The sequence below is a fragment of the Propionicimonas sp. genome (assembly GCF_047606205.1).
Classification (GTDB): domain Bacteria; phylum Actinomycetota; class Actinomycetes; order Propionibacteriales; family Propionibacteriaceae; genus Propionicimonas.
In genome coordinates this window covers 1-24141 of record NZ_JASGES010000138.1, presented here as the reverse complement: position 1 = coordinate 24141, position 24141 = coordinate 1, and the positions used below count along the sequence as shown (strand labels likewise).

25 protein-coding genes and 1 tRNA gene are annotated in these 24141 nt (G+C 69.5%); 18 read left to right on the top strand and 8 right to left on the bottom strand.

Annotated elements, in window-relative coordinates; translation table 11 throughout:
• The first annotated feature begins 295 nt into the window (after nt 1-295).
• From dnaN to QM633_RS08805, 3 genes are read left to right on the top strand one after another with little or no spacing between them, the layout of a single operon-like run.
• The gene (gene dnaN / locus QM633_RS08815; protein WP_415153397.1) at nt 296-1456 is read left to right on the top strand and encodes a DNA polymerase III subunit beta; all 1161 of its coding nucleotides are present in this window, start codon (nt 296-298) and stop codon (nt 1454-1456) included.
• 46 nt (nt 1457-1502) lie between these two features.
• On the top strand, nt 1503-2738 hold the full coding sequence (recF, locus tag QM633_RS08810) for a DNA replication/repair protein RecF (RefSeq protein WP_415153379.1): 1236 nt from the start codon (nt 1503-1505) through the stop codon (nt 2736-2738).
• A complete protein-coding gene (locus QM633_RS08805; RefSeq protein ID WP_415153378.1) occupies nt 2731-3207 on the top strand; it encodes a DUF721 domain-containing protein in 477 nt (158 codons plus the stop codon). Before recF ends, QM633_RS08805 begins: the two co-directional genes overlap by 8 nt.
• Nucleotides 3208-3305: 98 nt before the next feature.
• Here QM633_RS08805 and QM633_RS08800 read toward each other — a convergent pair whose 3' ends face one another.
• Nucleotides 3306-4040: a FadR/GntR family transcriptional regulator gene (locus tag QM633_RS08800; RefSeq protein WP_415153377.1), complete on the bottom strand. Its 735-nt coding sequence runs from the start codon at nt 4038-4040 to the stop codon at nt 3306-3308.
• 151 nt (nt 4041-4191) lie between these two features.
• Between QM633_RS08800 and QM633_RS08795 the strand changes: the two genes are divergently transcribed.
• The 13 genes from QM633_RS08795 (at nt 4192) to QM633_RS08735 (ending at nt 17250) form a co-directional block, all read left to right on the top strand.
• Nucleotides 4192-4710: a gluconokinase gene (locus QM633_RS08795; RefSeq protein WP_415153376.1), complete on the top strand. Its 519-nt coding sequence runs from the start codon at nt 4192-4194 to the stop codon at nt 4708-4710.
• Nucleotides 4711-4725: 15 nt separating this feature from the next.
• Nucleotides 4726-6060, top strand: coding sequence for a GntP family permease (locus QM633_RS08790; protein WP_415153375.1), 1335 nt, complete (start codon nt 4726-4728; stop codon nt 6058-6060).
• Between the two features lie 18 nt (nt 6061-6078).
• Nucleotides 6079-7533 carry an NADP-dependent phosphogluconate dehydrogenase gene (gndA, locus tag QM633_RS08785; protein ID WP_415153374.1) on the top strand — a complete coding sequence of 485 codons (1455 nt, stop codon included), beginning with the start codon at nt 6079-6081 and terminating at the stop codon, nt 7531-7533.
• A gap of 227 nt (nt 7534-7760) precedes the next feature.
• Entirely contained in the window at nt 7761-9848 is a 2088-nt protein-coding gene (gyrB, locus tag QM633_RS08780) for a DNA topoisomerase (ATP-hydrolyzing) subunit B (RefSeq protein WP_415153373.1), read from the top strand.
• Nucleotides 9849-9890: 42 nt separating this feature from the next.
• The gene (gene gyrA, locus QM633_RS08775; RefSeq protein ID WP_415153372.1) at nt 9891-12539 is read left to right on the top strand and encodes a DNA gyrase subunit A; all 2649 of its coding nucleotides are present in this window, start codon (nt 9891-9893) and stop codon (nt 12537-12539) included.
• Complete coding sequence (locus tag QM633_RS08770; protein ID WP_415153371.1) at nt 12532-13260, top strand: DUF3566 domain-containing protein; 729 nt, start codon at nt 12532-12534, stop codon at nt 13258-13260. Before gyrA ends, QM633_RS08770 begins: the two co-directional genes overlap by 8 nt.
• Nucleotides 13261-13446: 186 nt before the next feature.
• Nucleotides 13447-13523: transfer RNA gene (locus QM633_RS08765), tRNA-Ile, on the top strand.
• A 334-nt stretch (nt 13524-13857) separates the two neighbouring features.
• Nucleotides 13858-14136, top strand: coding sequence for a type II toxin-antitoxin system RelE/ParE family toxin (locus tag QM633_RS08760; protein WP_415153370.1), 279 nt, complete (start codon nt 13858-13860; stop codon nt 14134-14136).
• Between the two features lie 14 nt (nt 14137-14150).
• Nucleotides 14151-14438, top strand: a complete 288-nt coding sequence (locus QM633_RS08755) for a HigA family addiction module antitoxin (RefSeq protein ID WP_415153369.1) — start codon at nt 14151-14153, stop codon at nt 14436-14438.
• Nucleotides 14439-14575: 137 nt separating this feature from the next.
• The gene (locus QM633_RS08750) at nt 14576-15019 is read left to right on the top strand and encodes a helix-turn-helix domain-containing protein (protein WP_415153368.1); all 444 of its coding nucleotides are present in this window, start codon (nt 14576-14578) and stop codon (nt 15017-15019) included.
• 3 nt (nt 15020-15022) lie between these two features.
• The gene (locus tag QM633_RS08745; protein WP_415153367.1) at nt 15023-15400 is read left to right on the top strand and encodes a PIN domain-containing protein; all 378 of its coding nucleotides are present in this window, start codon (nt 15023-15025) and stop codon (nt 15398-15400) included.
• An 84-nt stretch (nt 15401-15484) separates the two neighbouring features.
• Nucleotides 15485-15904 carry a hypothetical protein gene (locus tag QM633_RS08740; RefSeq protein WP_415153366.1) on the top strand — a complete coding sequence of 140 codons (420 nt, stop codon included), beginning with the start codon at nt 15485-15487 and terminating at the stop codon, nt 15902-15904.
• Nucleotides 15905-16023: 119 nt separating this feature from the next.
• Nucleotides 16024-17250, top strand: coding sequence for an MFS transporter (locus QM633_RS08735; protein ID WP_415153365.1), 1227 nt, complete (start codon nt 16024-16026; stop codon nt 17248-17250).
• A gap of 17 nt (nt 17251-17267) precedes the next feature.
• Here the strand turns inward: QM633_RS08735 and QM633_RS08730 are convergent, their stop codons facing one another.
• Entirely contained in the window at nt 17268-17504 is a 237-nt protein-coding gene (locus QM633_RS08730) for a hypothetical protein (RefSeq protein WP_415153364.1), read from the bottom strand.
• Nucleotides 17505-17632: 128 nt separating this feature from the next.
• Here QM633_RS08730 and QM633_RS08725 point away from each other — a divergent pair, with 128 nt between their 5' ends.
• Nucleotides 17633-18409 (top strand): maleylpyruvate isomerase family mycothiol-dependent enzyme, encoded by a 777-nt coding sequence (locus tag QM633_RS08725; RefSeq protein ID WP_415153363.1) that lies wholly within the window; start codon nt 17633-17635, stop codon nt 18407-18409.
• A gap of 208 nt (nt 18410-18617) precedes the next feature.
• Nucleotides 18618-19130: a glycine cleavage system protein R gene (locus QM633_RS08720; RefSeq protein ID WP_415153362.1), complete on the top strand. Its 513-nt coding sequence runs from the start codon at nt 18618-18620 to the stop codon at nt 19128-19130.
• Between the two features lie 159 nt (nt 19131-19289).
• Here the strand turns inward: QM633_RS08720 and QM633_RS08715 are convergent, their stop codons facing one another.
• The 6 genes from QM633_RS08715 to QM633_RS08690 form a co-directional block, all read right to left on the bottom strand.
• Nucleotides 19290-19967, bottom strand: a complete 678-nt coding sequence (locus tag QM633_RS08715) for a class II aldolase/adducin family protein (RefSeq protein WP_415153361.1) — start codon at nt 19965-19967, stop codon at nt 19290-19292.
• Nucleotides 19960-20466 carry a hypothetical protein gene (locus QM633_RS08710; RefSeq protein WP_415153360.1) on the bottom strand — a complete coding sequence of 169 codons (507 nt, stop codon included), beginning with the start codon at nt 20464-20466 and terminating at the stop codon, nt 19960-19962. Before QM633_RS08710 ends, QM633_RS08715 begins: the two co-directional genes overlap by 8 nt.
• Nucleotides 20459-21838 carry a PTS galactitol transporter subunit IIC gene (locus QM633_RS08705; RefSeq protein WP_415153359.1) on the bottom strand — a complete coding sequence of 460 codons (1380 nt, stop codon included), beginning with the start codon at nt 21836-21838 and terminating at the stop codon, nt 20459-20461. The genes QM633_RS08710 and QM633_RS08705 overlap by 8 nt, the downstream gene beginning before the upstream one ends.
• A 112-nt stretch (nt 21839-21950) precedes the next feature.
• On the bottom strand, nt 21951-22235 hold the full coding sequence (locus QM633_RS08700) for a PTS sugar transporter subunit IIB (protein ID WP_415153358.1): 285 nt from the start codon (nt 22233-22235) through the stop codon (nt 21951-21953).
• A 42-nt stretch (nt 22236-22277) separates the two neighbouring features.
• Nucleotides 22278-22733: a PTS sugar transporter subunit IIA gene (locus tag QM633_RS08695; protein WP_415153357.1), complete on the bottom strand. Its 456-nt coding sequence runs from the start codon at nt 22731-22733 to the stop codon at nt 22278-22280.
• 38 nt (nt 22734-22771) lie between these two features.
• Nucleotides 22772-23692, bottom strand: coding sequence for a GntR family transcriptional regulator (locus tag QM633_RS08690; protein ID WP_415153356.1), 921 nt, complete (start codon nt 23690-23692; stop codon nt 22772-22774).
• Nucleotides 23693-24141 lie beyond the last annotated feature (449 nt).

The window sequence follows — 24141 nt, the reverse complement described above, 5'->3', positions numbered from 1 at the left end:
AAAACTCGCCCCTCCTGTGCACGGCCGCGGAGGGTGCGGACGTCGTCCGCAAATCCTCCCCGTGTGATTTCGGGTTGTCCACAGTTCCTCTCCACAGGCGACACGCCGCGCGACGAGCACGTTCGCCCGCCGTCCACCGAATCCACACCTGCTGTGACGACGACGAATTGATAGAGATCCCCTGATCTTCAAAGTCGCGCGCTGCACAGGGTGGGGAAAGCACCGTCAGGCAGCTGGCCCCCGCCTGCGCCGATATGATCAACCGACCACGCGTGTGAGTTCCAAGGGAGCAATGGTGAAGATCCGTCTCGATCGCGACGTCCTGGCCGAAGCAGTCCAGTGGGCGGCGCGCAGCCTGCCCACCCGTCCGAGTGTGCCGATCCTGGCCGGCCTGCTGGTGAAGGCCTCCGGCGGCCAGGTCGTGATGAGCAGCTTCGACTACGAGACGTCCGCCCAGATCACGGTGAAGGCGGACGTGACCGACGACGGCGTCGCACTGGTCTCCGGACGCCTGCTCGCCGAGATCGCCCGCTCGCTGCCGAACAAGCCGGTGGACATCAGTGCCGATGAAACCAGGATGGAACTGGTCTGCGGGACCGCACGGTTCACGCTCCAGACCCTGCCCGTGGCCGACTACCCCGCACTGCCCGAGATGCCGGACGCGACTGGCGTGATCCCGAGCGAGGACTTCGCGAAAGCGGTCGGCCAGGTGGTCGTCGCCGCCGGCCGCGACGAGTTGCTGCCGGTGTTCACCGGCGTCCGGATGGAGATCGAGGGCGACACCCTCTCCCTGCTGGCGACCGACCGGTACCGGATGGCGCTGAAGGAGCTCGACTGGGCGCCCCGCTCGAGCGGCGGGGAGGGCGCGGCACTCGTTCCCGCCCGGGTCCTGGCCGAGACGGCGAAGAGCATGACCGCGGGCGAGAACGTCACGCTGAGCCTGTCCTCGGCCGCGACCGGCGACGGCCTGATCGGTTTCGAGGGGACGGGGACGGCCGGGCTGCGGCAGATCACCACCCGGCTCCTGGACGGCGAGTTCCCGAAGGTGCGGCACCTGATGAACGTGCAGGCGTCGGTCGCCGTGCGGGCGAACACCGCCGAGGTGATCGCGGCGGTGAAGCGGGTCGCGCTGGTCGCCGAGCGCAACACCTCCCTGCGGATGTTGATCGGGGACGGTTCGATCACGCTCGAGGCGGCCACCGGCGACCAGGCGCAGGCGGTGGAGGCGCTGGAGGCGGTTGTGGAGGACACCACCGGCGCCGGCCTGTCGATGACGGCCGCGGGCTTCAATCCGCACTACCTCTCCGATGCGCTGTCGGCGCTCGACGCGCCGTACGTGCAGTTCTCGTTCACCCAGCCGGGCAAGCCGTGCCTGCTGACCGGCCTGAACGAGCTCGACGGCGAGCCGAACGGCGACTACAAGCACGTCATCATGCTCATGCGCCTGCCGGCGTGAGACCACCCGCGCGCGGGCGGGACGGAGGACGACGGGGGGAGCCGACGTGTTCGTCACCCACCTGAGCCTGGCCGACTTCCGCTCCTACACCCTCGCCGAGGTCCCGCTGGAATCCGGCGTGACCGTGTTCACCGGCGCCAACGGCCAGGGCAAGACCAACCTCGTCGAGGCGGTGGAGTTCCTGGCGACGCTGGGCTCGCACCGGGTCGCGACCGAGGCGCCGCTGGTGCGTGCCGGCGCCGAGCGGGCGATCGCGCGGGCCCGTGTCCAGGCCGGCCTGGACGACGCCCGCAGCCTCCTGCTGGAGATCGAGCTGATCCCCGGCCGGGCGAACAAGGCGGCCCTGAACCGGACGCCGCTGCGCCGGCCCCGCGACCTGCTCGGCGCGCTGCGGGTGGTGCTGTTCTCGCCGGAGGATCTCTCGATCGTGAAGGGCGACCCGAGCGAGCGCCGCCGTTTCATCGACGACCTGGTCGTGGCGCGCTGGCCGCGGCTGGCCGGCGTCCGGGCCGACTACGACCGGGTTCTCCGACAACGCTCAACCCTGCTGAAGTCCTTGTCGGGACGCGGTCCGCGGGCGGTCACCGAGGACGTGGCCGCGACTCTCGACGTCTGGGACGGCCAACTCGCCGCCTTCGGTGCCGAGATCGTGGCCGCACGGCTGACCACGCTGGAGGCGCTGCGTCCACACCTGCTCAGGGCCTACGCCGACATCGCGCCGACCAACAATGTCGCCGGTGTGAGCTACAAGTCGTCGTCGGTGCCGGCGGACGTGGTGGACGCGAGCCCGCCGGCGGCCGAACTCGCCACGATCCTGACTGCGGCGATGCTCGAGCGCCGCGGCGAGGAGATCTCGCGGGGCGTGTGCCTCGTCGGCCCGCACCGCGACGATCTCACCCTCACCCTCGGCGACCTGCCGACGAAGGGCTACGCGTCGCACGGGGAGTCCTGGTCGACGGCGTTGGCGCTCCGGCTGGCGGCATTCGCACTGCTGCGCGAGGACGGCGTGGAGCCGGTGCTGGTGCTCGACGACGTCTTCGCCGAGCTCGACGAGACCCGTCGCGAACGCCTGGCCGATCTGATCGTCGGCGCCGAGCAGGTCCTGATCACTGCCGCAGTACCCGCCGATGTGCCCGCACGGCTGGCGGGTCGCCGCTTCCGGGTGCACGCTGGCGAGGTGAGGCTGGTCCCGGACGGAAGCACCGCGGCCCCAGAGGGGGAGGCCGCGCTGGATCACCCGCCGTCGCCGGGCGGCGCCGTCGCGGAGATCCCCGATGACTGACGAACGAGCCGACCACGACCCGCAGGGCATGGACCTCGCCAGGCGGATCGCCCGCGCCGCCCGCGGGGCGGCCCCGAAACCCGCTCCGAAGAAGCGGCGGCCGGTGCAGCGGCCCGACGATCCGGCGCTGCTGGGCGACCTGCTCAAGGAGGTCATCGAGGAGGAGGGGTGGACGCGCGAGGTCAGCGTCCACCAACTGCTGGCCCGCTGGCCGGCGCTGGTCGGACAGGTGAACGCCGAGCACTCCCAGCCGGTCGGCTACGCCGACACCATCCTGACCGTTCGCGCGGAGTCGACGACGTGGGCGACCTCCCTGCGCACGATCGCTCCGCAACTGGTCGCGACGCTGAACGAACAGCTCGGCCAGGGCACGGTGTCGCGGGTCGTGGTGATCGGGCCGGAGGCGCCCAGCTGGAAGCGAGGACGCCGCTCGGTGCCAGGCCGCGGTCCGCGGGACACCTACGGCTGATCGTGTCGTGACGGTCGCCGGACGGGCGTTCGGACGGGTCGGGCGTTGCCGGGTCGGGTGCCCGCTCCTGGACCTGCCGACCGGCCGCGGCCGGCAACTCAGGCCGGGCGTGCCGTGGGTACTGCTCCCGCCCTCTCACCGGCATCGGTGAAGGTGGAGCGCACCTCGTCGAGGATGCGCTGCATGGCCGCCCGGGCCGCCTCCGGGTCGCCGCGGAACACCGCCTCGGCGACGGCCTCGTGGCCGTCCAGCGCCTCCGGCTTCGGCTGCGGGGGCATCAGGCCCAGCTCGGTGCGGCCCTGGAGCACGACCGCCACGAGCGGGCTGAGCGCGGCGAACAGTTCGTTGCCGCAGGACTCCAGCAGCAGCCGGTGGAACTCGATGTCGAACGCCATGAAGTCCTGCAGGTCACCGGCTTCTCCGGTGCGTCGCAGTTCCGCGGCCAACGGCAACAGCCGGGCACGGGTGTGAATGGACGCGTGCCGGGCGGCGCTCTCCGCCGCGGCGGGCTCGACGGCCAGCCGTAGCTGGGTGAGGGAGCGGATCTGGTCCTCGCGATGGCTGGAGTGCAACCGCCAGTCGATCAGCAGGGGATCCAGCGCGCTCCAGGCGGCCATCGGCTGCGCGACCAGGCCGAGCCGGCGCCGGCTGCTCACCAGCCCCATCGCTTCGAGCTGCCGCGACACCTCGCGGGCGACGGTGCGGGACACGCCGTATCGGTTCTGGAGTTCCTCCAGGGTCCGCGCCGAGCCGGGGGCCCATACCCGCTCGATCACCTCGACGCCCAACTCGCGCGCAATCGGCTGGTGCAGGAGTTGTGCTCCCGTGCTCATCGAATCCCCTTGCCAGACACGGATGGAGCGTACCAGTCGCGGCACAGGAACGACCGAACGCCATTCAAATACTCTCTAACTCTTGAAAGAGATTACTTATCAGGTCTATGGTCATCACACTGGACGCGACGAAGCGTGAGGAAGGTCGACGATGACGCACACCCATCTGGTCGTCATGGGGGTTGCCGGTTGCGGCAAGTCCACCGTGGCGAGAGCCCTGCAGGACGTTCTCGGCTGGCCGTTCGCCGAGGGGGACGAGTTCCACCCGCTCGCCAACATCGTGAAGATGAGCGAGGGCACCCCGTTGACCGACCATGACCGCTGGCCGTGGCTCGACACGATCGTCGACTGGACGGCGAAGCAGGACCGGGCCGGGTTGGACACGATCGTCACCTGTTCCGCGCTGCGCCGGGTCTACCGCGACCGGCTGCGCACCGCTCCGGGCCGCACCGTCTTCCTCCACCTGACCGGTAGCGAGGAGCTGCTGGCCCAGCGAATGGCCGCGCGGGCCAATCACTTCATGCCGGCCTCCCTGCTGCCGTCCCAGTTCGCGACGTTGGAACCCCTCGGCGGTGACGAGGCCGGCGCCGCCGTCGACATCGACGCCCCGGTCGACGCCATCGTGGCCGCGGCCCTCGATGCCCTCACCCTCAGCCCCACCACCCACTGACAAAGGAGTCCGTCCATGCCCGTTCCCCTGATCCTCGCCGCGCTCGGCGGGATCGCGACCATCGTGGTCCTCATCGTCTGGCTCAAGGTGCACCCCTTCCTCGCCCTGATGGCGGGCTCGGGTGTGATGGCGGTCTGCGCCGGCGTGCCCTATGCCGACCTGTTCGCCAGCTTCACCACCGGCCTGGGCTCAACCCTGTCGGGGGTGGGCCTGCTGATCATCCTGGGTTCCATCATCGGCACCCTGCTGGTGGCCTCGGGCGGCGCGGACGTCATTGTCGACACCATCCTGGCCAGGACCCCGCTTCAGCGTCTGCCGTGGGCCATGGCGCTGATCGCCTTCGTCGTCGGCATCCCGTTGTTCTTCGAGGTCGGTGTGGTGATCCTGATCCCGGTGGTGATGTTCGCCGCCCGGCGGGCCAAGCTGCCCGTGATCCTGCTCGGCATTCCCGCACTCGCCGGCCTCTCCGCGCTGCACGGGCTGGTGCCGCCGCACCCCGGGCCGCTGATCGCCATCGACGCCCTCGAGGCAAACCTCGGCCTCACCCTCGGCCTCGGCCTGCTGGTCGCGATCCCGTGCGTGATCATCGCCGGCCCGGTGCTCGGCAGGATCATGGCGACATGGGTGCCGATCGAGGCCCGCGCGGACGTCCTCGGCTCAGGGGGACCCGCCCAGGGTGCGAAGCGGCCCGGGTTCGGTGCCTCGCTGAGCGTCGTCCTGCTCCCGGTCGTCCTCATGCTGGCCCGCACCGTCGTCGAGATGACGGGCATGGACAAGACCCCGGCCGGCGAGGCCGTCGTCTTCGTGGGCACGCCCCTGATCGCCTTGTCGATCACCACGGTGGTCGCGATGGTGGCCCTCGGGTTCGCCCTGTCGAAGACCCGCGAGGAGGTCAGCAAGCTGGTGGGGTCGTCGTTCGGACCGATCGCCGGCATCCTGCTGATCGTGGGCGCGGGCGGCGGCTTCAAACAGACCCTGGTCGACTCCGGCATCGCCGACGTGATCGCAAAGGGGCTCGTGGACGCCGCCCTGCCGCCCTTGTTCGCCGGCTGGCTGGTGGCGGTTCTGATCCGCCTCGCCACCGGGTCCGCCACGGTCGCCACGATCACCGCCTCCGGCATCATGGCGCCGCTCGCGGCCGGGCTCTCGCCGACCCACACCGCGCTGATGGTGCTGGCCATCGGCGCCGGCTCGGTCTTCCTCAGCCACGTGAACGACGCCGGTTTCTGGATGGTCAAGGAATATTTCGGGATGTCCGTCGGTCAGACCTTCAAGACCTGGTCGCTGATGGAGACCGTCCTCTCGGTCACCGGACTCGCCGGGGTCATGCTGCTCAGCCTGGTCGTCTGACCGGAAAGGAACCACGTCATGAACAAGACCCGAGCACCTGGGGCGAGTGCCGACATCGGCATCGTCGGACTGGCCGTGATGGGCAGCAATCTCGCCCGCAACTTCGCGCACCACGGGCACACGGTCGCGCTGTTCAACCGCACCGCGGCCCGCACCCGTGACCTGGTCGCGGCTCACGGCAGCGAGGGGGCCTTCGTCCCGACCGAGGACCTGGACGCTTTCGCGGCCAGCCTGAAGCGTCCGCGCCGGATCATCATGATGGTCAAGGCCGGCGACGCGACGGACGCGACCATCGAATCCCTGGTGCCGCACCTGGAACCCGGCGACATCATCGTGGACGGCGGCAACTCCCACTTCCCCGACACGATCCGCCGTGAGGCCGCGCTGCGGGAGTTGGGCCTGCTCTTCGTGGGCGCGGGCATCTCCGGCGGCGAGGAGGGCGCCCTCAACGGGCCCGCGATCATGCCCGGTGGACCCGCCGAGTCCTACGCCAGCCTCGGTCCGCTGCTGGAGAGCATCTCCGCGCACGTGGATGGCGTGCCGTGCTGCACCCACGTGGGTCCGGACGGCGCCGGCCACTTCGTGAAGATGGTGCACAACGGCATCGAGTACGCCGACATGCAGCTGATCGGGGAGGCCTACGACCTGCTCCGGCGGGGGCTGGGCGCGTCCCCGGCCGAACTCGGGGACATCTTCGCGGAGTGGAACACCGGTGACCTGGAGTCGTTCCTGATCGAGATCACCGCCGAGGTGCTGCGGCACACGGACGCGGAGACCGGGACGCCGTTCATCGATGTCGTCGTCGACCGGGCCGGCCAGAAGGGCACCGGCCGCTGGACGGTCCAGAACGCGCTCGACCTCGGTGTCCCCGTGACCGGGATCGCGGAGGCCACCTTCGCTCGCGCACTGTCGAGTTCGCTGCCGCAGCGCGAGGCCGCCAGGAAGGCGCTGCCGGGCGACGCGGAGGCGTTCGGGATCCTCGACCGCAGCCAGTTCATCGAGGACGTCCGCTCGGCGCTGTACGCGTCCAAGGTGGTGGCCTACTCGCAGGGCTTCGACCAGATCGCTGCGGCGAGCGCCGAGTACGGGTGGAACATCGACCGCGGTGCGATGGCCAGGATCTGGCGGGGCGGATGCATCATCCGTGCCCGTTTCCTGAACCGGATCACCGAGGCCTACGAGCGGGATCCGGGGTTGCCGCTGCTGCTCGCCGACCCGTACTTCACCACGGTGGTCGGCGACGGACTCGCTGCCTGGCGACGGGTGGTCGCGCAGGCCGCGCGCAGCGGCGTCCCTGCGCCCGCGTTCGCGTCCAGCCTCGCGTACTACGACGGACTACGGGCGCAGCGGAGCTCCGCCGCCCTCATTCAGGGCCAGCGCGATCTGTTCGGCGCCCACACCTACCAGCGCGTGGACAGGCCGGGCACCTTCCACACGCTCTGGTCCGGCGACCGCACGGAGGTCACCGCCTGAGGTTCCCGATGTTCCCGAGTCGCCGGGATCCCCGCCTGCCGCGACCGGCCGAGATTCCGGTGACTCCGCGCCCGGGCGGCGGCGATCTGGCCGTCTGAGGGCCCCGGACGCGTATCCGACCTTGGCCGGGGCCCCGCGAGAGCCTCGGGAACGCCAAATCAGGCCGCTGAGGCCGCAACGCACGGTCTCGGAGCCCGGGATTTCGCGGGCGATCAGGTAGACTGTGGATGTTCTGGAGCGCGCCGCGACGAAGACCTCGCCGGTGGCGCTTTCTCACGTCCGAAAGGTTCTCAGTGACTGACGAGCCCAACGTCACCCTGTCCGCTGCCGATGCCGCGCACGTCGCCGCCGGCAGCTACGACGCCTCCGCGATCACCGTCCTGGAAGGCCTGGAGGCCGTCCGCAAGCGTCCCGGCATGTACATCGGGTCGACGGGGGAGCGGGGCCTGCACCACCTGGTGTACGAGGTCGTCGACAACGCCGTGGACGAGGCCCTGGCCGGCTACTGCGACTCCATCCTGATCGAGTTGCTCGACGGCGGCGGGATCCGGGTCACCGACAACGGCCGCGGCATTCCGGTCGGAGAGCACCCGAAGGAGAAGATCTCGGCGCTGACCGTCGCGCTCACCATGCTGCACGCGGGCGGCAAGTTCGGCGACGGCGGTTACAAGGTGTCCGGCGGCCTGCACGGCGTCGGCGTCTCGGTGGTGAACGCGCTCAGCGACAGCCTCACCGTGGATGTGCGCAGGGACGGCTACCACTGGCGGCAGAGTTTCCGCCTGGGCGACCCGGTCGCCCCGCTCGAGCAGTTGGAGCCGAGTGAGGAGACCGGGACGATCGTCACCTTCTATGCCAGCCCGACGATCTTCGAGACCACCACCTACTCCTACGAGACGCTGGCCACCCGGTTCCGTGAGATGGCGTTCCTCAACAAGGGCCTGAAGATCACGATCGCCGACCGCCGCGCCGCCGCCGTCGGGGAGGACGACGAGGACGAGCTCGACGCCGCGGCCACGCTGCGCGAGCAGACCTTCGTGTACTCCGACGGCCTGATCGACTACGTGAAGTACCTCACCGGCAGCAAGGACACCATCCACCCCGGGGTGATCGCGATCGACGCGGCGTCGGCCGAGCAGAAGATGAGCCTCGAGGTGGCGATGCAGTGGAACACCTCGTTCAACGAGAGCGTCCACACGTTCGCCAACACGATCAACACCCACGAGGGGGGCACCCACGAGGAGGGCTTCCGGGCCGCGCTCACCAACACGGTGAACAAGTGGGGCGAGACCTGGGGGATGATCAAGAAGCGTGAGGACCGGGTCTCCGGCGACGACATCCGCGAGGGACTCACCGCGATCATCTCGGTCAAGCTCGCCGAACCGCAGTTCGAGGGCCAGACCAAGACCAAACTCGGCAACACCGAGGCGCGCTCGTTCGTCCAGAAGGTCGTCAACGACCTGCTCGGCGACTGGTTCGCGAAGTTTCCCTCCGACGGCAAGGACATCGTCCGCAAGGCCCAGGCCGCCGCGACGGCCAGGGTGGCCGCCCGGAAGGCGCGTGATCTGGCCCGCGGCCGCAAGGGACTGCTGAACAAGGGCCAGTACGGCAAGCTCTCCGACTGCTCGTCCACCGAGCCGGCCGAGTGCGAGGTGTTCATCGTCGAGGGCGACTCCGCCGGCGGCTCGGCGAAGGGCGGACGCGACCCGCGAACCCAGGCGATTCTCCCGATCCGGGGCAAGATCCTGAACGTCGAGAAGGCGCGCCTGGACAAGATCCTGCAGAACAAGGAGGTCGAGGCGATCTTCAACACCCTCGGCACCGGCGTGCAGGACGACTTCGACGTCGACAAGCTGCGCTACCACAAGCTCGTCCTGATGGCCGATGCCGACGTGGACGGCGCCCACATCCGCACGCTGCTGCTGACGCTGCTGTTCCGGTTCATGAAGCCGCTGATCCAGGGCGGCTTCGTGTACCTCGCCCAGCCGCCGCTGTTCCGGCTGCGCTGGACCAACGCGCCGCACGAACTGGCCTACTCCGACGAGGAGCGGGACAGCCTGCGGGACGCCGGCATCGCGGCGGGCAAGAAGCTGCCGCAGGTGAACCCGATCCAGCGGTACAAGGGGCTGGGCGAGATGGACGCCGCGGACCTGTGGGACACCACCATGGACCCGGCCAAGCGATCGCTGCTGCAGGTGACCCTCGAGGACGCCGCGAGCGCCGACGAGATGTTCTCGATCCTGATGGGCGAAGAGGTGGAGCCGCGGCGCAACTTCATCACCCGCAACGCCAAGGACGTCCGCTTCCTCGACATCTGACCGCGCCCCACGCACACGGAAGCGCGATGAAGGAGAACCACCATGACTGACGGCCCCGACGAACCGACCGACGTCGAGATCGTTGCCGAGGACGAGCAGGCGCTCGCCCCCACGCAGGCCAAGACGGAGGAGATCGACCTCCAGGTCGAGATCCAGCGCTCCTACCTCGACTACGCGATGAGCGTGATCGTGGGCCGCGCGCTCCCCGACGTGCGGGACGGCCTCAAGCCCGTCCACCGGCGTGTCCTCTACGCGATGTACGACGGCGGCTACCGTCCCGACCGCGGCTGGAACAAGTGCTCGCGCGTGGTCGGCGAGGTGATGGGCCTGTACCACCCGCACGGCGACTCCGCGATCTACGACACCCTGGTGCGGCTGGCCCAGCCGTGGGTGATGCGGCACCCGCTCGTGGCGGGGCAGGGCAACTTCGGTTCCCCCGGCAACGACCCGGCGGCCGCCATGCGGTACACCGAGTGCAAGATGGCGCCGCTGGCCATGGAGATGGTCCGGGACATCACCGAGAACACCGTCGACTTCACTCCGAACTACGACAACAGGGAGATGGAGCCGTCGGTGCTGCCGGCGCGGTTCCCCAACCTGCTGGTGAACGGTTCCACCGGGATCGCGGTGGGCATGGCGACCAACATCCCCACGCACAACCTGCGCGAGGTCGCGGCGGCCGTGCAGTGGTCGCTGGAGAACCCGGAGGCGTCCAAGGAGGAGCTGCTGGAGGCCGCCATGGAGCGGATCCAGGGCCCGGACTTCCCCAACGGCGCGCTGATCGTGGGCCGCAAGGGCATCGAGGACGCGTACCGCACCGGTCGGGGGTCGGTGACCATGCGCGCGGTGATCGACATCGAGGAGGACCGCAACGGTCGCACGCTCCTCGTCGTCACCGAACTGCCGTACATGTGCAACCCCGACAATCTGGCGGTGAAGATCGCCGAGCTGGTGAACGCGGGCAAGCTGAGCGGGATCGCCGACATCCGCGACGACACGTCGGCCCGGACCGGCCAGCGGCTGGTGATCGTGCTGAAGCGGGACGCGCAGCCACGCGTCGTGATGAACAACCTGTACAAGCACACGCAGCTGCAGGACACGTTCGGCTGCAACATGCTGGCGCTGGTCGACGAGGTGCCGCGGACGCTGCGGCTGGACCAATTCATCAGCCACTGGATCAAGCACGAGGTGCAGGTGATCCGCCGGCGCACGCAGTACCGCCTGGAGGAGGCGGAGAAGCGCGCCCACCTGGACCGCGGCCTGGTGGCCGCACTGAACCGGCTGGACGAGGTGCTGGCCCTGATCCGGGCGTCCCGGACGGCGGAGGCCGCGCGGGAGGGCTTGAAGGACCTGCTCGGGATCGACGACGACCAGGCGCTGCACATCCTGAACACGCAGCTGCGCCGGCTGGCGGCGATGGAGATCGAGCAGATCATCGCCCGCCTGGCCGAGATCGAGCTGCTGATCGAGGACCTGAAGGACATCCTCGACAAGCCGGCCCGGCAGCGCCAGATCATCTCCGACGAGCTCGGCGAGATCGTCGACAAGTACGGTGACGAGCGCAGGACGCGGATCGTGGCGGCCGACGGTGACCTGAGCGACGAGGACTTCATTCCCGACGACGACATGGTGGTGACGATCACACGCGGTGGCTACGCCAAGCGGACCCGCTCGGACCAGTACCGGACGCAGAAGCGGGGCGGCAAGGGCGTGCGCGGGGCGACGCTGCGGGCGGACGACGAGGTCGACCACCTGTTCGCGACGACCAACCACCACTGGATCCTGTTCTTCACCAACCTCGGCCGGGTGTACCGGGCGAAGGTGTGGCAGCTCCCGGAGGCGGGCAGGGACGCGAAGGGCGGCCACGTGGCCGGCCTGCTCAGCTTCCTGCCGGACGAGCGGATCGCCGAGGTGCTGACGTTGCGCGGCTACGACGACTCGCCGTACCTGCTGCTGGCCACCCGCAACGGGCTGGTGAAGAAGACCGAGCTGCGGGCCTACGACTCGCCGCGCCAGGCGGGTGTGATCGCGGTGAACTTCAGGGAGGCCGACGACGAGCTGATCGGGGCGGCGCTGTGCAGCCCTGCCGACGACGTCCTGCTGGTGTCCAGGAAGGGCCAGGCGATCCGGTTCGCGGCGGACGACGAGCAGTTGCGTCCGATGGGACGGGCGACCTCCGGCGTGACCGGGATGAAGTTCCGCGACGGCGACGCGCTGCTGAGCATGTCGGTGATCGACGCGGACATGCCCGAGGACGACCGGTTCGTGTTCACGGTCACCGACGGGGGCTTCGCCAAGCGCACGCCCGTCCGGGAGTACCGGCAGCAGGGGCGCGGCGGCCTGGGCATCAAGGCGATGAAGCTGAACTCCGAGCGCGGGTCGCTGGTCGGCGGACTGGTCGTGCAGGAGTCGGACGAGGTGATCGCGATCAAGGTGAGTGGCCAGATCACCCGCTCGGCGGTCGCCGAGGTCCCGGCGAAGGGCCGCGACACGATGGGCGTGAAGTTCGTGGGTGTCACCGGCGACGACGCGGTGTCCGTGATCGCCCTCAATCCGGAGTCGAGCGCTGAGGAGGCGGAGAGCGTCCCGGCTGTCGGCGAGGACGCGACGGAGGGTACGGTTGAGGCCCAGGAGCCGCAGGCGGCGACAGCTGCTGACGAGTCGACGGCCGAGGAGGAGCAGGGTGACTGAACGACAGGGCACCGCGGGAGGTGCGACGGAGACGGAGCACAGCCACCCGCAGTGGAGCGTCGAGGGCGCCGAGTCCTCCTACGGTGACGGCGGCCTGGGCGACACGGTCGTCCGGCTGCCCCGGATCACCGACGAGGGGCCCGCGCCGGCGCAGCCGTCCGCACCCGCTCCGTCCGGCAGGGACGCGTCCGGGAAGGGCGGGGACCGTCCGGCCGCGGTGACGGCGCCCGCGGCGCCGTTCGCCGGCCCGACCCCACTCGTCGACGCGACGATCGCCGCTCCGGCCGCCGCGATGGTTGCGGCACCGGTGGCGGCAACGTCGGAGAAGCCGAAGAAGTCCGGCCTGCGCCGGACGCGGAAGGCACGGCTGCGGCTGTCGAAGATCGACCCGTGGTCGGTGATGAAGACGTCGTTCCTGTTCTCGATCGCGTTCGGGATCATGTTCTGGGTGGCCGTGTCGGTCGTGTGGACGGTGATCGTGAGTTCGGGCCTGTTCGATGCGATCAACGAGGCGATCGTGAACATCATCTCCAGCCCCAACGCCCAGTCGACGTTCCGCATCGAGGACTACGTCAACACCAACAAGGTGCTCGGCATCACGGCCCTCCTGGCGGTGATCAACGTGGTGATCTCGACCGCGCTCGGCACCCTGACCGCGTTCCTCTACAACCTCAGCGCCAACATCCTCGGCGGCCTGGAGCTCACCCTCGCCGAGGACTGACGCCGGAAAGAGCCCCTCTTCCGTTCGAAGGATCGCCGGCTCCGCCCGCGCGCCGAAGTGCCGGGCAGAGCTGTGTGGCCAGGAAGGTCCGAGGTCGCCGGGGACTCACCACGGCTTCCCCGCGCCCCTCAAGTTGAGCCCGCAGAGCGGAGTCGGTAACGTACTCACTTGCGTGCTACGCATCCCGGGCCTATAGCTCAGTCGGTTAGAGCGCTGCCCTGATAAGGCAGAGGTCACTGGTTCAAGTCCAGTTAGGCCCACCACATCTCCGGGAGATCCACGAACCTCACCGCCCCGCTTCCCTGACTGGTGGCTACGCTTGTCCTGAGCAGGTCGAGCGAGTGGTCAGAAGGAGGCAGGAGAGGGCAGAAACGGGCTGGCCTTCGCGCCGCAGCTACGTCGAGCGTGGCGCGCTGCACCAGGACGTTCTCGAGCCTGAGCTACTCGGTCAGCGGCCAGTCCCGACCGCAGGCGTACGTTTCGTGCCAATGAATCGATGCTCGACCGGCAATGCACATTGCGTGTGCCGCTTTGCACCGGGTGTGTGGCAGATTCTGGACCGTTGTAGCGTGTAGCGCTACGCGATACACTAGGGCGGTGATCGTCAGCTTCCGGCACAAGGGTTTGGAGCGGCTGTATCGCGAAGGTTCGAAGAAGGGCGTCCAGGCCGACCACGTCCCGAAGCTGCTGCGTATCCTGTCGCTGCTCGACGTGGCTCAGGGTCCCGACGATCTCGCGATCCCGTCGTTCCGGTCACACCAGCTCAAGGGCGACCTCGCCGGCCACTGGTCGATCTGGGTCAACGGGAACTGGCGGATCACCTTCAGATTCGCGGACGGCGAGGTCGAACTCGTCGACTACCAGGACTACCACTGAGGAGGGAGTTGAACATGGTGATGAAGAACCCGGTGCACCCCGGCGAGATCCTGCGCGAGGACGTCCTTGGTGACCTCGGCATGAGTGTCGGCGAGGCCGCCTCACGCTTGGGCATCTCCAGGGTGACGTTGAGCAGGGTCCTGCACGGTCACGCGCGGGTGAGTCCGAACCTGGCCGTCCGTCTGGAAGAGGCCGGCGTCGGCACCGCCCGTGCCTGGCTGGCGATGCAGTCGGCCCATGACCTCGCTGCCGAGCGTGCCGGCGGGGTGCCCACGGTGCGGCGCCTCGATCCCGTCGCCTGATTCACCAATCGATATTGCACGCAAGATGCACGGCGGCCGAAACGGTTCGGCTGCGCCATCCGTTTGTGCTTGTGAAAGGCACATTGGAGGGACCACATTGGCCGGTTCAAGTCCTGCCACCGGCGGACATGGAGGCGATGCTTGACCTCTCCCGCTTCCTGGCGAACGTCGCGGAGCCGGCCGCCCTGCTGGGGCCCGACGGCCAGACAGTGCCGCTGCCGATGGAGGCCTACCAGGTGCTGGTGAAAGTCGTGGAATCGATGAGAGCGGGAAAGGCGATCACCGTCGCACCTCTCGATCAGCGGCTCACCACGCAGGAGGCCGCCGACTTCCTCGGCATCAGCCGGCCGACCCTGGTGAAGCTGCTCGAGAAGGGCGAGATCGCCTACGAGCGTCCTGCGACCGGCCGGCATCGCAGGGTGCGGCTCAGTGACGTTCTCGACTATCAGAGCCGCAAGCGCCAGGAGCGCCGCACCACTCTCGACCAGATGACCGCGGACGCGGCTGCCGCAGGGCTCTACGACGAGGTTCCCGACTACCGGGAAGCCCTGCGGACGGCCCGCAAGCGTCGGGCCAGCTGAGTCGTGGCCCGCTACAGCGCGTTCCTCGATGCGTGCGTGCTGGTCCCGATCTCGTTGGCCGACACGCCGCTTCGCCTGGCCGAGGCCGGCCTCTACCGGCCGCTCTGGAGCGATGGGGTGCTCGACGAGATGGTGGATGCGATCGGAATGATCCATCCGGAGCTCGCTTCGGGACCGGCGCGGTCGCGAGCCGACGCCATGCAGGCCACCTTTGAGGGCGCCTGCGTCACGGATTGGGAGGAGTTGGTTGCCGGCATCTCCCTCCCGGATCCTGACGACCGCCACGTCGTGGCAGCGGCGCTGCAGGGCCGGGCCGACATGGTGTGCAGCGTCCCGAGGTTCGCGGCAACGGCGGCGGGCCAACTCTGGCGTGACGGGTAGCTTTCCGGCGCGAGGATTGAGGAGCCGTGGCATCCTTGGGCCGAGCGAGTCTGGTGGGCAGACTCCGCCAGAGTCGGCGGGCAGATGAACAGGTTCGGTCAGGTCTCATCCTGGGTCATCGTGGCCGCCTTCGCGCTGGTAGTGGGCGGCGGGCTCGCATTCTGGTGGCTGAGAGCGACTGTGATCGCGCCTTCTTGTGGGGATGTTGCACGGGCGCAGCTGGACAACGCCGTCAAGGAGCTGCGAACCCGGATACCGAGCCTGAGGTTCGATGGCGTCGGCGACAGCTGCAACTCAGGTGGCGAGGTGTACGCGTCTTGGGAGCACGATGATCTGGGGCAGCTGCTGAGTGATGCGGCGGCGGCTGGTTGCCGGGTGGACAAACCGGACCCGGCGGACGAGGACGCGTCTGAGTCCCTTACCTGCAAGACCGCCGGCAGGGACGTGGTCCTCATCTTCGAGGTCGGCACGGTTCCCATCCTCGGGGAATTGTTCCTGGCCTGAGAGACGCCCCCGCTCGAAGGGCGCGCGTCGGCGTGAGCGCCGCTCTGCCCTCAGGGAGGTTCGGTCGCTGACCGGCGCGGCAGCGCCCGCGTCCTTCGTCGGCGGCATACTGGGTGACCGTGCCCGAGGAACCCGTCGCTGCCCCGCCGGACGGGCCCTCGCGGATCCCGCGCGAGATCTGGGTGCTGGTGGCCGCCGCCTTCGTGATCGCGGTCGGCTTCGGGCTGATCACCCCGGTGCTGCCAACCTTCGCGCAGAGCTTCGGGGTGGGCGCGTTCGCCTCCAGCGTGGTCGTCAGCGCGTTCGCGTTCTTCCGGCTCGTCTTCGCCCCGGCCGGCGGCCGGCTGATCGCCCGGCTCGGCGAGCGTCCGGTCTACCTCGCCGGCCTGGTCATCGTCGCCGTCTCGACCGGGGCGACCGCGTTCGCCCAGGACTACGCCCAACTGCTGCTCTTCCGTGGCCTCGGCGGGATCGGGTCGACGATGTTCACCGTCTCCGCGGTCGCACTCCTCGTCCGCCTCGCTCCGGTGGCCATCCGGGCCCGCGTCTCCTCCGCCTACGCGACGGCGTTCCTGCTCGGCGGCGTCGCCGGACCGGTCGTCGGCGGTGCGCTCGGCAGCCTGGGCCTGCGCGTGCCGTTCCTCGTCTACGCCGTCACCCTCCTCCTCGCCGCGGCCATCGTCGCCGTCTTCCTCCGCCACGCGGCCCTGCGACCGCCGCCGGGCAGCCCCAGCCTTCCCGCCCTGACCGTGCGGGAGGCGTGGCGGGACAGCGCCTACCGAGCCGCCTTCGGCTCGGGTTTCGCCAACGGCTGGGGCAACTTCGGGGTCCGCAACGCGATCCTGCCGCTGTTCGCCACCGCCGTCATCGGTACCCAGCCGTGGGTGGCCGGGATGGCGCTGGCCGTCTTCGCGGTGGGCAACGCGGCCGGCCTCGCCTTCGCCGGACGAAGGGCCGACCGGGCCGGGCGCCGACCCTTCATCGTGGGTGGACTGATCGTCTCCGGTGTCGCGACCGCGCTGACCGGGCTCGCGGGAGGCCTGGTCACCCTCGTCCTGCTCTCGGTGGTCGCCGGGGTCGGCGCCGGCGTCCTCAACCCCGCCCAGCAGGCCGTGCTGGCCGACGTGGTGGGACGCGAGCGCAACGGGGGGCCCGCCCTCGCCGCCTTCCAGATGGCCCAGGACTCCGGATCCATCATCGGCCCGGTGGTCGCCGGCCTGCTGGTCGACCACGGCAGCTACACGCTCGCGTTCGGCGTCACCGGGGCGATCACCCTCGTGGCCGCCCTGCCCTGGCTGCGCGCGCGAGAGACCCACACCGTCCACGCCCGCCCCGGAGCCCCCTGAGCCGGCCGGAGCGGGGGTCAGCCGGCGTCGCGCGCCGGCTCGGCACCGTCCAGCACGAGCGAGCGGGCGAGTTCGCCGACCAGGGCGGCCACGTCCTCGGGGGCGAGCCGGACCGTGGCCAGGCAGGTGTGGTCCTGCCAGATCGAGAGCACCACCCGCCCCGACTGCGGATGCTGGGCAACCCGCAGTGTCCGCCCCGGCCGGTCCCTGCCGGTCAGTGACGATCCGTGGCGCGGCAACGGTGACACCGTCATTCCCACAGGATGACACCGAACCGGCTCCAGCGGAATGGTGCGGCGGCGGGTCTTGTCGACCGCCGTGCGGCGGCGCAGAGTGTCGGGCACGGGTCCGCCGCCGGCGGCCCGGCACGAGGAGCCCGCCCATGACCGACCCGATCGCCGCCACCGCCCTGCCGCCCACCCCGCCGGAACGGGGCACTCGGGTGGCGCTCGCCCAGCGCCGCGCCCTGATCGCCCAACTCGAGCAGCTCGCTCCCGGCCAGTGGGATGCCGCGACCGAGTGTGTGCCGTGGCGCGTCCGCGACATCGCCGCCCACATCGCCGGCGAGCTCGTGTACATCCGCAACCCGCTCGCCTACGTCTCGCTCACCACCTCCTGGCTCGTCCACGACCGAGGCCGCACCTTCCTCGACGGCACCAACCAGGCCGCACTCCGGGCGCGCGCGGGCTGGACGCCGATGCAGCTCCTCGACGCGCTGCGCCGGGACACCCCTCGCGCCGTACCGCCCGTATGGGCCCGCCGGATCCCGCTGGCGGGGGTCGCCGGGCTGCCGGGGAAGGCCACCTTCGGCTATCTGGCCGATGTCGTGCTGCCGCGCGACTGCTGGATGCACCGCCACGACATCGGACGGGCCACCGGATCCGTGGTGACGCAGGACCCGTCGGACGCGGAGGTGGTCGCGCAGGTGGTGCGCGCCCTGGGGCTGCGCTGGGACGGGCCGGCCGCGGTGCTGACCCTGACCGGTCCCGCCGGCGGTGCGTGGCTCCTGGGTGACCGGGCGCCCGCGCCCACAGAGGTGACCGCCGACGCCGTCGAGTTCCTCCGCCACCTGTCCGGGCGGGTGGTCGATCCGGGACTGTTCGAGGGCGTCGCCGAGCCGCTCGCCGACCGGCTGGCGCGGGCGAGGGTCACCTTCTAGGGGGCTGCTGATCAATGCTGTTCCGAGCGAGGACGTGCCGGGCGGGATGAGCTGCAAGGCCACATCGTGTGGGTGATAGTGGCCCTATGCCCCAAGGTGTGGCCGCTGCGGATCGCCCGATCCGGCGCGCCGCAGCCGGGACATGATTGTTCAGCAGTCTCCCAGCGTCCGGGGGCCGGCAGGCGCAGCGACTGGGTAGCATGCCGACGTGGCCAACCTCGTTCTCACCGTCGTCGGCGACGATCGCGCCGGTCTCGTCGCCGCCCTGGCTGACGTCGTCTCCGCCCATGGCGGCAACTGGGAGCACAGCGAACTGGCGGAGTTGGCGGGCACCTTCGCCGGCATCGTCGTCGTCTCCGTCCCCGATGACCGCAGCGCGGACCTCGTCTCCGCGCTCCGGGCGCTGGACGGCCTGCTCACGGTCACCGCGCACGCCGGGACACAGTCTTCCGCGGCCGAGCCGCCGCGCCAGCTCACGGTGAACGTCCTCGGCAACGACCACCCGGGCATCGTGCGGGACATCTCCGCAGTGCTGAGCCGCCACGGCGTGAGCATCGAGCGCCTCACCAGCGAGTCGCGGGAGGCGCCGATGTCGGGGGGCCGTCTGTTCGAGGCGCGGGTGGTCGCCGCCGTGCCCTCCGGCGCGGATCCGGCAGGCATCCAGGCCGACCTGGAACGCCTGGCCGCCGAACTCCTGGTCGACATCACCCTCGGCGAGTAGCCGGCACCCCGCACAGACGCTGCTCGAACTCGCAGACGCTCCGCAAGCCCGGGGCGGTGTCTGCGAGTTCGGCAGCCTCTGCAAGGAGGGCGACCTCATCCCGGCGACGACAGGGGGACGGTTCTCTTCCCGGTCAGGCCACGTCGTCGCCCACGCGGCTCACCGGGTCGACCCGACGCTGCGGAAGTCGGCGCCCGCACCGCTCTGCCCGTAGTTGTCGAAGACGCCCACCGCCTCTCGTACCTGTTCGTCGGTGAGGACGTCCACCGGCTCGCCCAGTGACTTGGCGACCGCGTAGGTCTTCGCGGCCTCCTCCAGGTACACGCACGCGTACAGCGCCTGCTTGAGCGTGGCACCGATCGCGATCACACCGTGCTTGCGCAGCACGACGGCCAGCCGGCCGTCCAGGTTCGCGACCGCCTGGACGCCCATCTCCTCCGTCGCCGCCGAGGTGAACGACGCCACCCGCACCGGGCCCTTGACGGCGTTGGCCATGGTGGTGACGCAGCACGGCAGTTCGTCCATCGACAGCCCCAGTGCCGTCGCGTACGGCTGGTGGGTGTGGATGACCGCCTGCACCTCCGGCATGGCGTTGTAGATGTGGAGCAGCGCCCCGGTGTCCACCGAAGGACGCAGGTCGCCCTCCACGACGTCCCCTGCCGGGGTCAGGACGGGGACGTCGTCCGGTGTGAGCTGCTCGTACATCAGTCCGGAGGGCGTGACCAGGATGTGCTCGCCCACCCGGAGGCTGACATTTCCGCCGGAGAGGGCGACCAGCCCGTAGCGGTCGAGCATTCGCCCGGTGCTGATCACCTCCTCCTTCTGCCGCTCATGCATGCCGGGTGCCTTCTGCGGGCGTGTAGCCGGTCAGCCCTGCCCGCACCTTGAGCGAGTCGGGGTGGAGCCGCATGTCGATGGCACGGATCCCGGCAACCAGTTCGTCGCTGTCGGAGTAGGCCTTCCACTCGATCCAGTACTTCTGCTCACGACCGCCTCTGGGCTGCAGCCGGAGGTAGATCGTGTCGCTGGCACGGAACTCGCGGACACGGAACTCCTGCAGGTCGGCGAGTGCGTACGTGCGGGACTTCCGCGCGTCCGACAACACCAGCTGGTCCCCGGTCAGTTCGATCGTCCTCGGCACACTGCCGGTGAGCAGCAGTCGCAGTGCCGCGTACGTGCCGACCACCAGGGGGATCAGCCACAGCATCGACCAGGCGCCGCCGTTGACCAGGCGCTCGACCGACACGACCGCCACGACCGCGGCAAGGATGCCCTCGCCGTAGACACGGGACGCGTAGAGCGAGGAGTTGTGGGTGAACACGGTCTGCTCAGGCATCGGCGCCCACCTCGGCCAGTTCGCGCAGTTCGCGGGCCTCCCTCAGGATCCGGACGCGGTTCCAGAAGGCCAGACCGAGCGCGATCACGCCCACGATGATCAGGCCGAAGATCCCGAGGTCCTGCAGTCGCACGATCGCCCAGGTGAGCGGGTTCGCCCCGTCGCAGATGCTGGAGATCATCGTGGCGCCGTCCGGCATGGTGAACTTCGCGTCGATCGCGGCCTGGGTGAACAGGGGGGCCAGGTTGGAGGAGATCAGCAGGCCGACGGCCAGCACGATCACGCCGATCACCAGGGCGCGGAAGCCGTTGCCCCGCACCAGCGGCGTGATCAGCACGAACATCCACGGGATCACCGCCAGGTCGGCGAACGGCAGCACCGTGTTGCCAGGCAGGATGACGGCGAGGAACACGGCCACCGGCACCAGGATCAGCGACACCGACAGGGTGATCGGGTGGCCGACGCCGACGGCGGAGTCGAGGCCGATGTAGATCTTGCCGCGGTTGCGGAACTTCTTGCTGATCAGGTCCGAGGCCGCGTCCGAGATCGGCAGCAGGCCCTCCATCAGGAGCGCCGCCATCTTCGGGATCAGGACGAGGACCGCGCCCATCGTGATGCCGAGCACCAGCACGCCCTTCACGTCGTAGCCGGCGACGACGCCGATGATCAGGCCGAGTGCGGTGCCGATGATGATCGGCTCACCGAAGACACCGAAGCGGCGCTGCGCCTTCTCCATGTTGATGTTGATGTTGCGCACGCCCGGGATCATCTCGAACAGCTTGTTGAACACCCATGCGATCGGCGCGTAGGCGGCCGAGAAGCCGTGCGGCAGCGAGATCCCTGGCATGTCCAGGCTCTTCTGCACGTGCGGGGCGGTGACGTCACCGATCACCATGATGATGATCATGTTGAGGACGGCGGCGACGACGCCGATCACCTGGCTGCCGGTGAGGATCGCGACCAGCGCCCCGGTGAAGGCGAAGTGCCAGTAGTCCCAGATGTCGATGTCGACGGTCTGGGTGGTGTTCGTGAGCAGCATCACGACGTTCACGAGCAGCCCGACCGGGATGATCACCAGGCCGACCGTGGACGCGAACGCGATGGCGGCCGCGGCCGGCCAGCCCACGTCGATCACGGAGAGCTTCAGGCCGTAGTGCTCGACCATCGCCTGCACGGCGGGGCCGAGGTTCTCCGACATGGCCCCGATGACCAGGTTCAGGCCGATGAAGCCGACGCCGACGGTGAGGCCCGCGCGCAGCGAACGGCCGAAGCCCGCCCGCAGGAACAGGCCGAAGATCAGGATGATGATGGGCATCATCACCGATGCCCCGAGGTCCTTGATGAATTCGAAAACGCTGAGGAAGGTGTCCATGGTCCTGCGACTGCCTCGCTTTCAGGTGTGGTGAGCGGATTTCAGGTGTGGTGAAGGAGGGAAGGGTCGTGCATCAGGAAGGTGAGTGGGGAACGGGGTACGGACGGTGAATTCAGGCGTCCATCAGGCCGAGGATCTCGGTCATGGTCTCCTCGGTGCCGATACCGGTCAGGAAGGAGACCGCGCGCACGAAGGGAATCTTCAGGTTGTCCGGCTTGAGGGTGGTGGAGATCACGAAGTCGTAGCCGGGTGCCTTCGCCACGACCTCGGCGATCTTGCACTGCTCGATCTTGTACTGGCCCTTGTAGCCGCGGTCATCCAGCTGTTTCTCGATCTTGAACCGCACGGCCGTCGACGTGACGATCCCGGATCCGCAGGCGAGCAGGATTCGCTTCATTTGGTTCCCTTTCTGGTGTTCTTGTCGTGGTGGGGCCGGTGGTCAGCGCAGGCCGGCTCTGGCGAACGTCTCGACCACCTCGAGCGGTGAGGTGGTGGTGCGGAGGGTGTCGACGCTCTTCGGGTCCTGGATGAGCTCGACGAGCTTCTGCAGCATGGGGATCTGGTCCTCGCTCTTGTGGAGCGCGAGCATGATCACCAGCGACACGTCCGCGGTCGCGGTCGCGTCGCCCATCTGCCGGAACGTCACCGGGTGCCGCAACGACATGAACCCGAGCTGGTCGGTGACGACGTGCTCGGCGTCGGTGTGGGGGATGGCCACGGCGACGTCGCCGAGATCCAGGCCGGTGGGGTAGCGCTGCTCACGGTCCAGGACCGCGTCGGGGAAGCTGGCCAGGACGAGGTCGCGGGACACGAACTCGCCGGCCAGGCGCCGCAGGGCGTCGTCGCGGTCTGATGCCGCGTCCTGGAGCAGCAGGATCGATTCGCTGAAGTACATCACGTTCCTTCGTGCTGGCTGGCCGGTTGTGTCGCCGGTCAGCGGCTGGTCGCGCCCGTGAAGCCGCGGGAGCGGTACTCGGTGCCGCGGCCGGTCCCCTCCGGGCGGCGTCGGTGGATGACTGCGGGGTTGGCGAAGGGACGGGTCGGGACGTCCGCGATGTCCGAGCCGCGCGGCGTCTCCCAGGCGCCCGCAGGCTCGATGCTGTCGGCGCACAGACGGAGCCGGTCGGTGCGGACGAGGGCGCGGGACGCGGCGACCGGGCGTTCCCCGTCCCCGAAGGCGACGGCCTCCACGATGGCGATCGGGCGCCCCTCCTCGATCTCCAGGAGCGGGGAGGTGTGGTGGTCGGTGGCCGCTGCCTCGATGGTGCGCCGGACGTGGGTGATCCTGACGCCGGCCACCGAGCCGAGCTTCTCGAAGAGGCTGGCGCGAGGGTCCCTCAGGTCGGCGAGGAGCCCGATGAACCACCGGGGAAGGTAGTCGGTGACCAGGACGGCCGGCTGCCCGCGCAGGAAGCGGAGACGTTCGAGTGCGAATCCCTCCTCGCCCACGTTGCACTCCAGGAGCCGGACCGCCCACGGCGGAAGCGTCTCGATGCGTCCCCGCAGGACGATCGACTCCAGCGGGCTCTTGCCGTGCAGGTTGACGCCGCCCAGGACGCTCGCCGTCGTGGGCAGGACCCAGTTGGGCGAGCCGGCCAGCCCGGCGACGTAGGTGCCCGATCCGCGACGGGAGTAGACCAGCCCCGCGGCCCGCAGGTGGTCGATCGCCGTGCGGATGCTGGTCCGGGAGGCATGGAACTGTTCGCACAGCTGGGGCTCGCTCGGGAGCTGGGTTCCCTCGGTCCAGGTGTCCTCGCGGATCAGGTTCTCGATCTGGCTGCAGATCTGGAGCCAGACCGGCGTGGAGCTCGCCCTGTCGAGCGGTGTCCACACGACGGTGTTGACAGCATCCATTGCCGGCTCCTCCTTGAGTTCCCGCTCACCATACGAAGTCCTGTCTTGGTGGGGTAGAGACAACTTGAGGTCTGTGAGATTGACCACGGTGAAACGACACCACTGTCGCCTGACTAGGTATGATCATCGGTCGCTCCGGCCTGCCGGCGCCGCCTCGTGGCGGCGCAGGCCGCTCTCCGTGCGGCACCTGGGCCCAAGTTGTCCCTGCCGGGGAGCTGACCCGGCACAGGTACGGCGACGGATCCCGTCGGCGCCGGAGGCGGAGGTGGCCGCGGACGCGAAACCGCCGTCCCCTGCGATGGGGACGGCGGTTTGGGGGGTGGGCTTCGGAGCCCGGCAGGGCCCTAGGAGACTGCTGAACAATCATGTCCCGGCTGCGGCGCGCCGGATCGGGCGATCTGCTGCGGCCACACCTTGGGGCATAGGGCCACTATCGCCCACAAGATGTG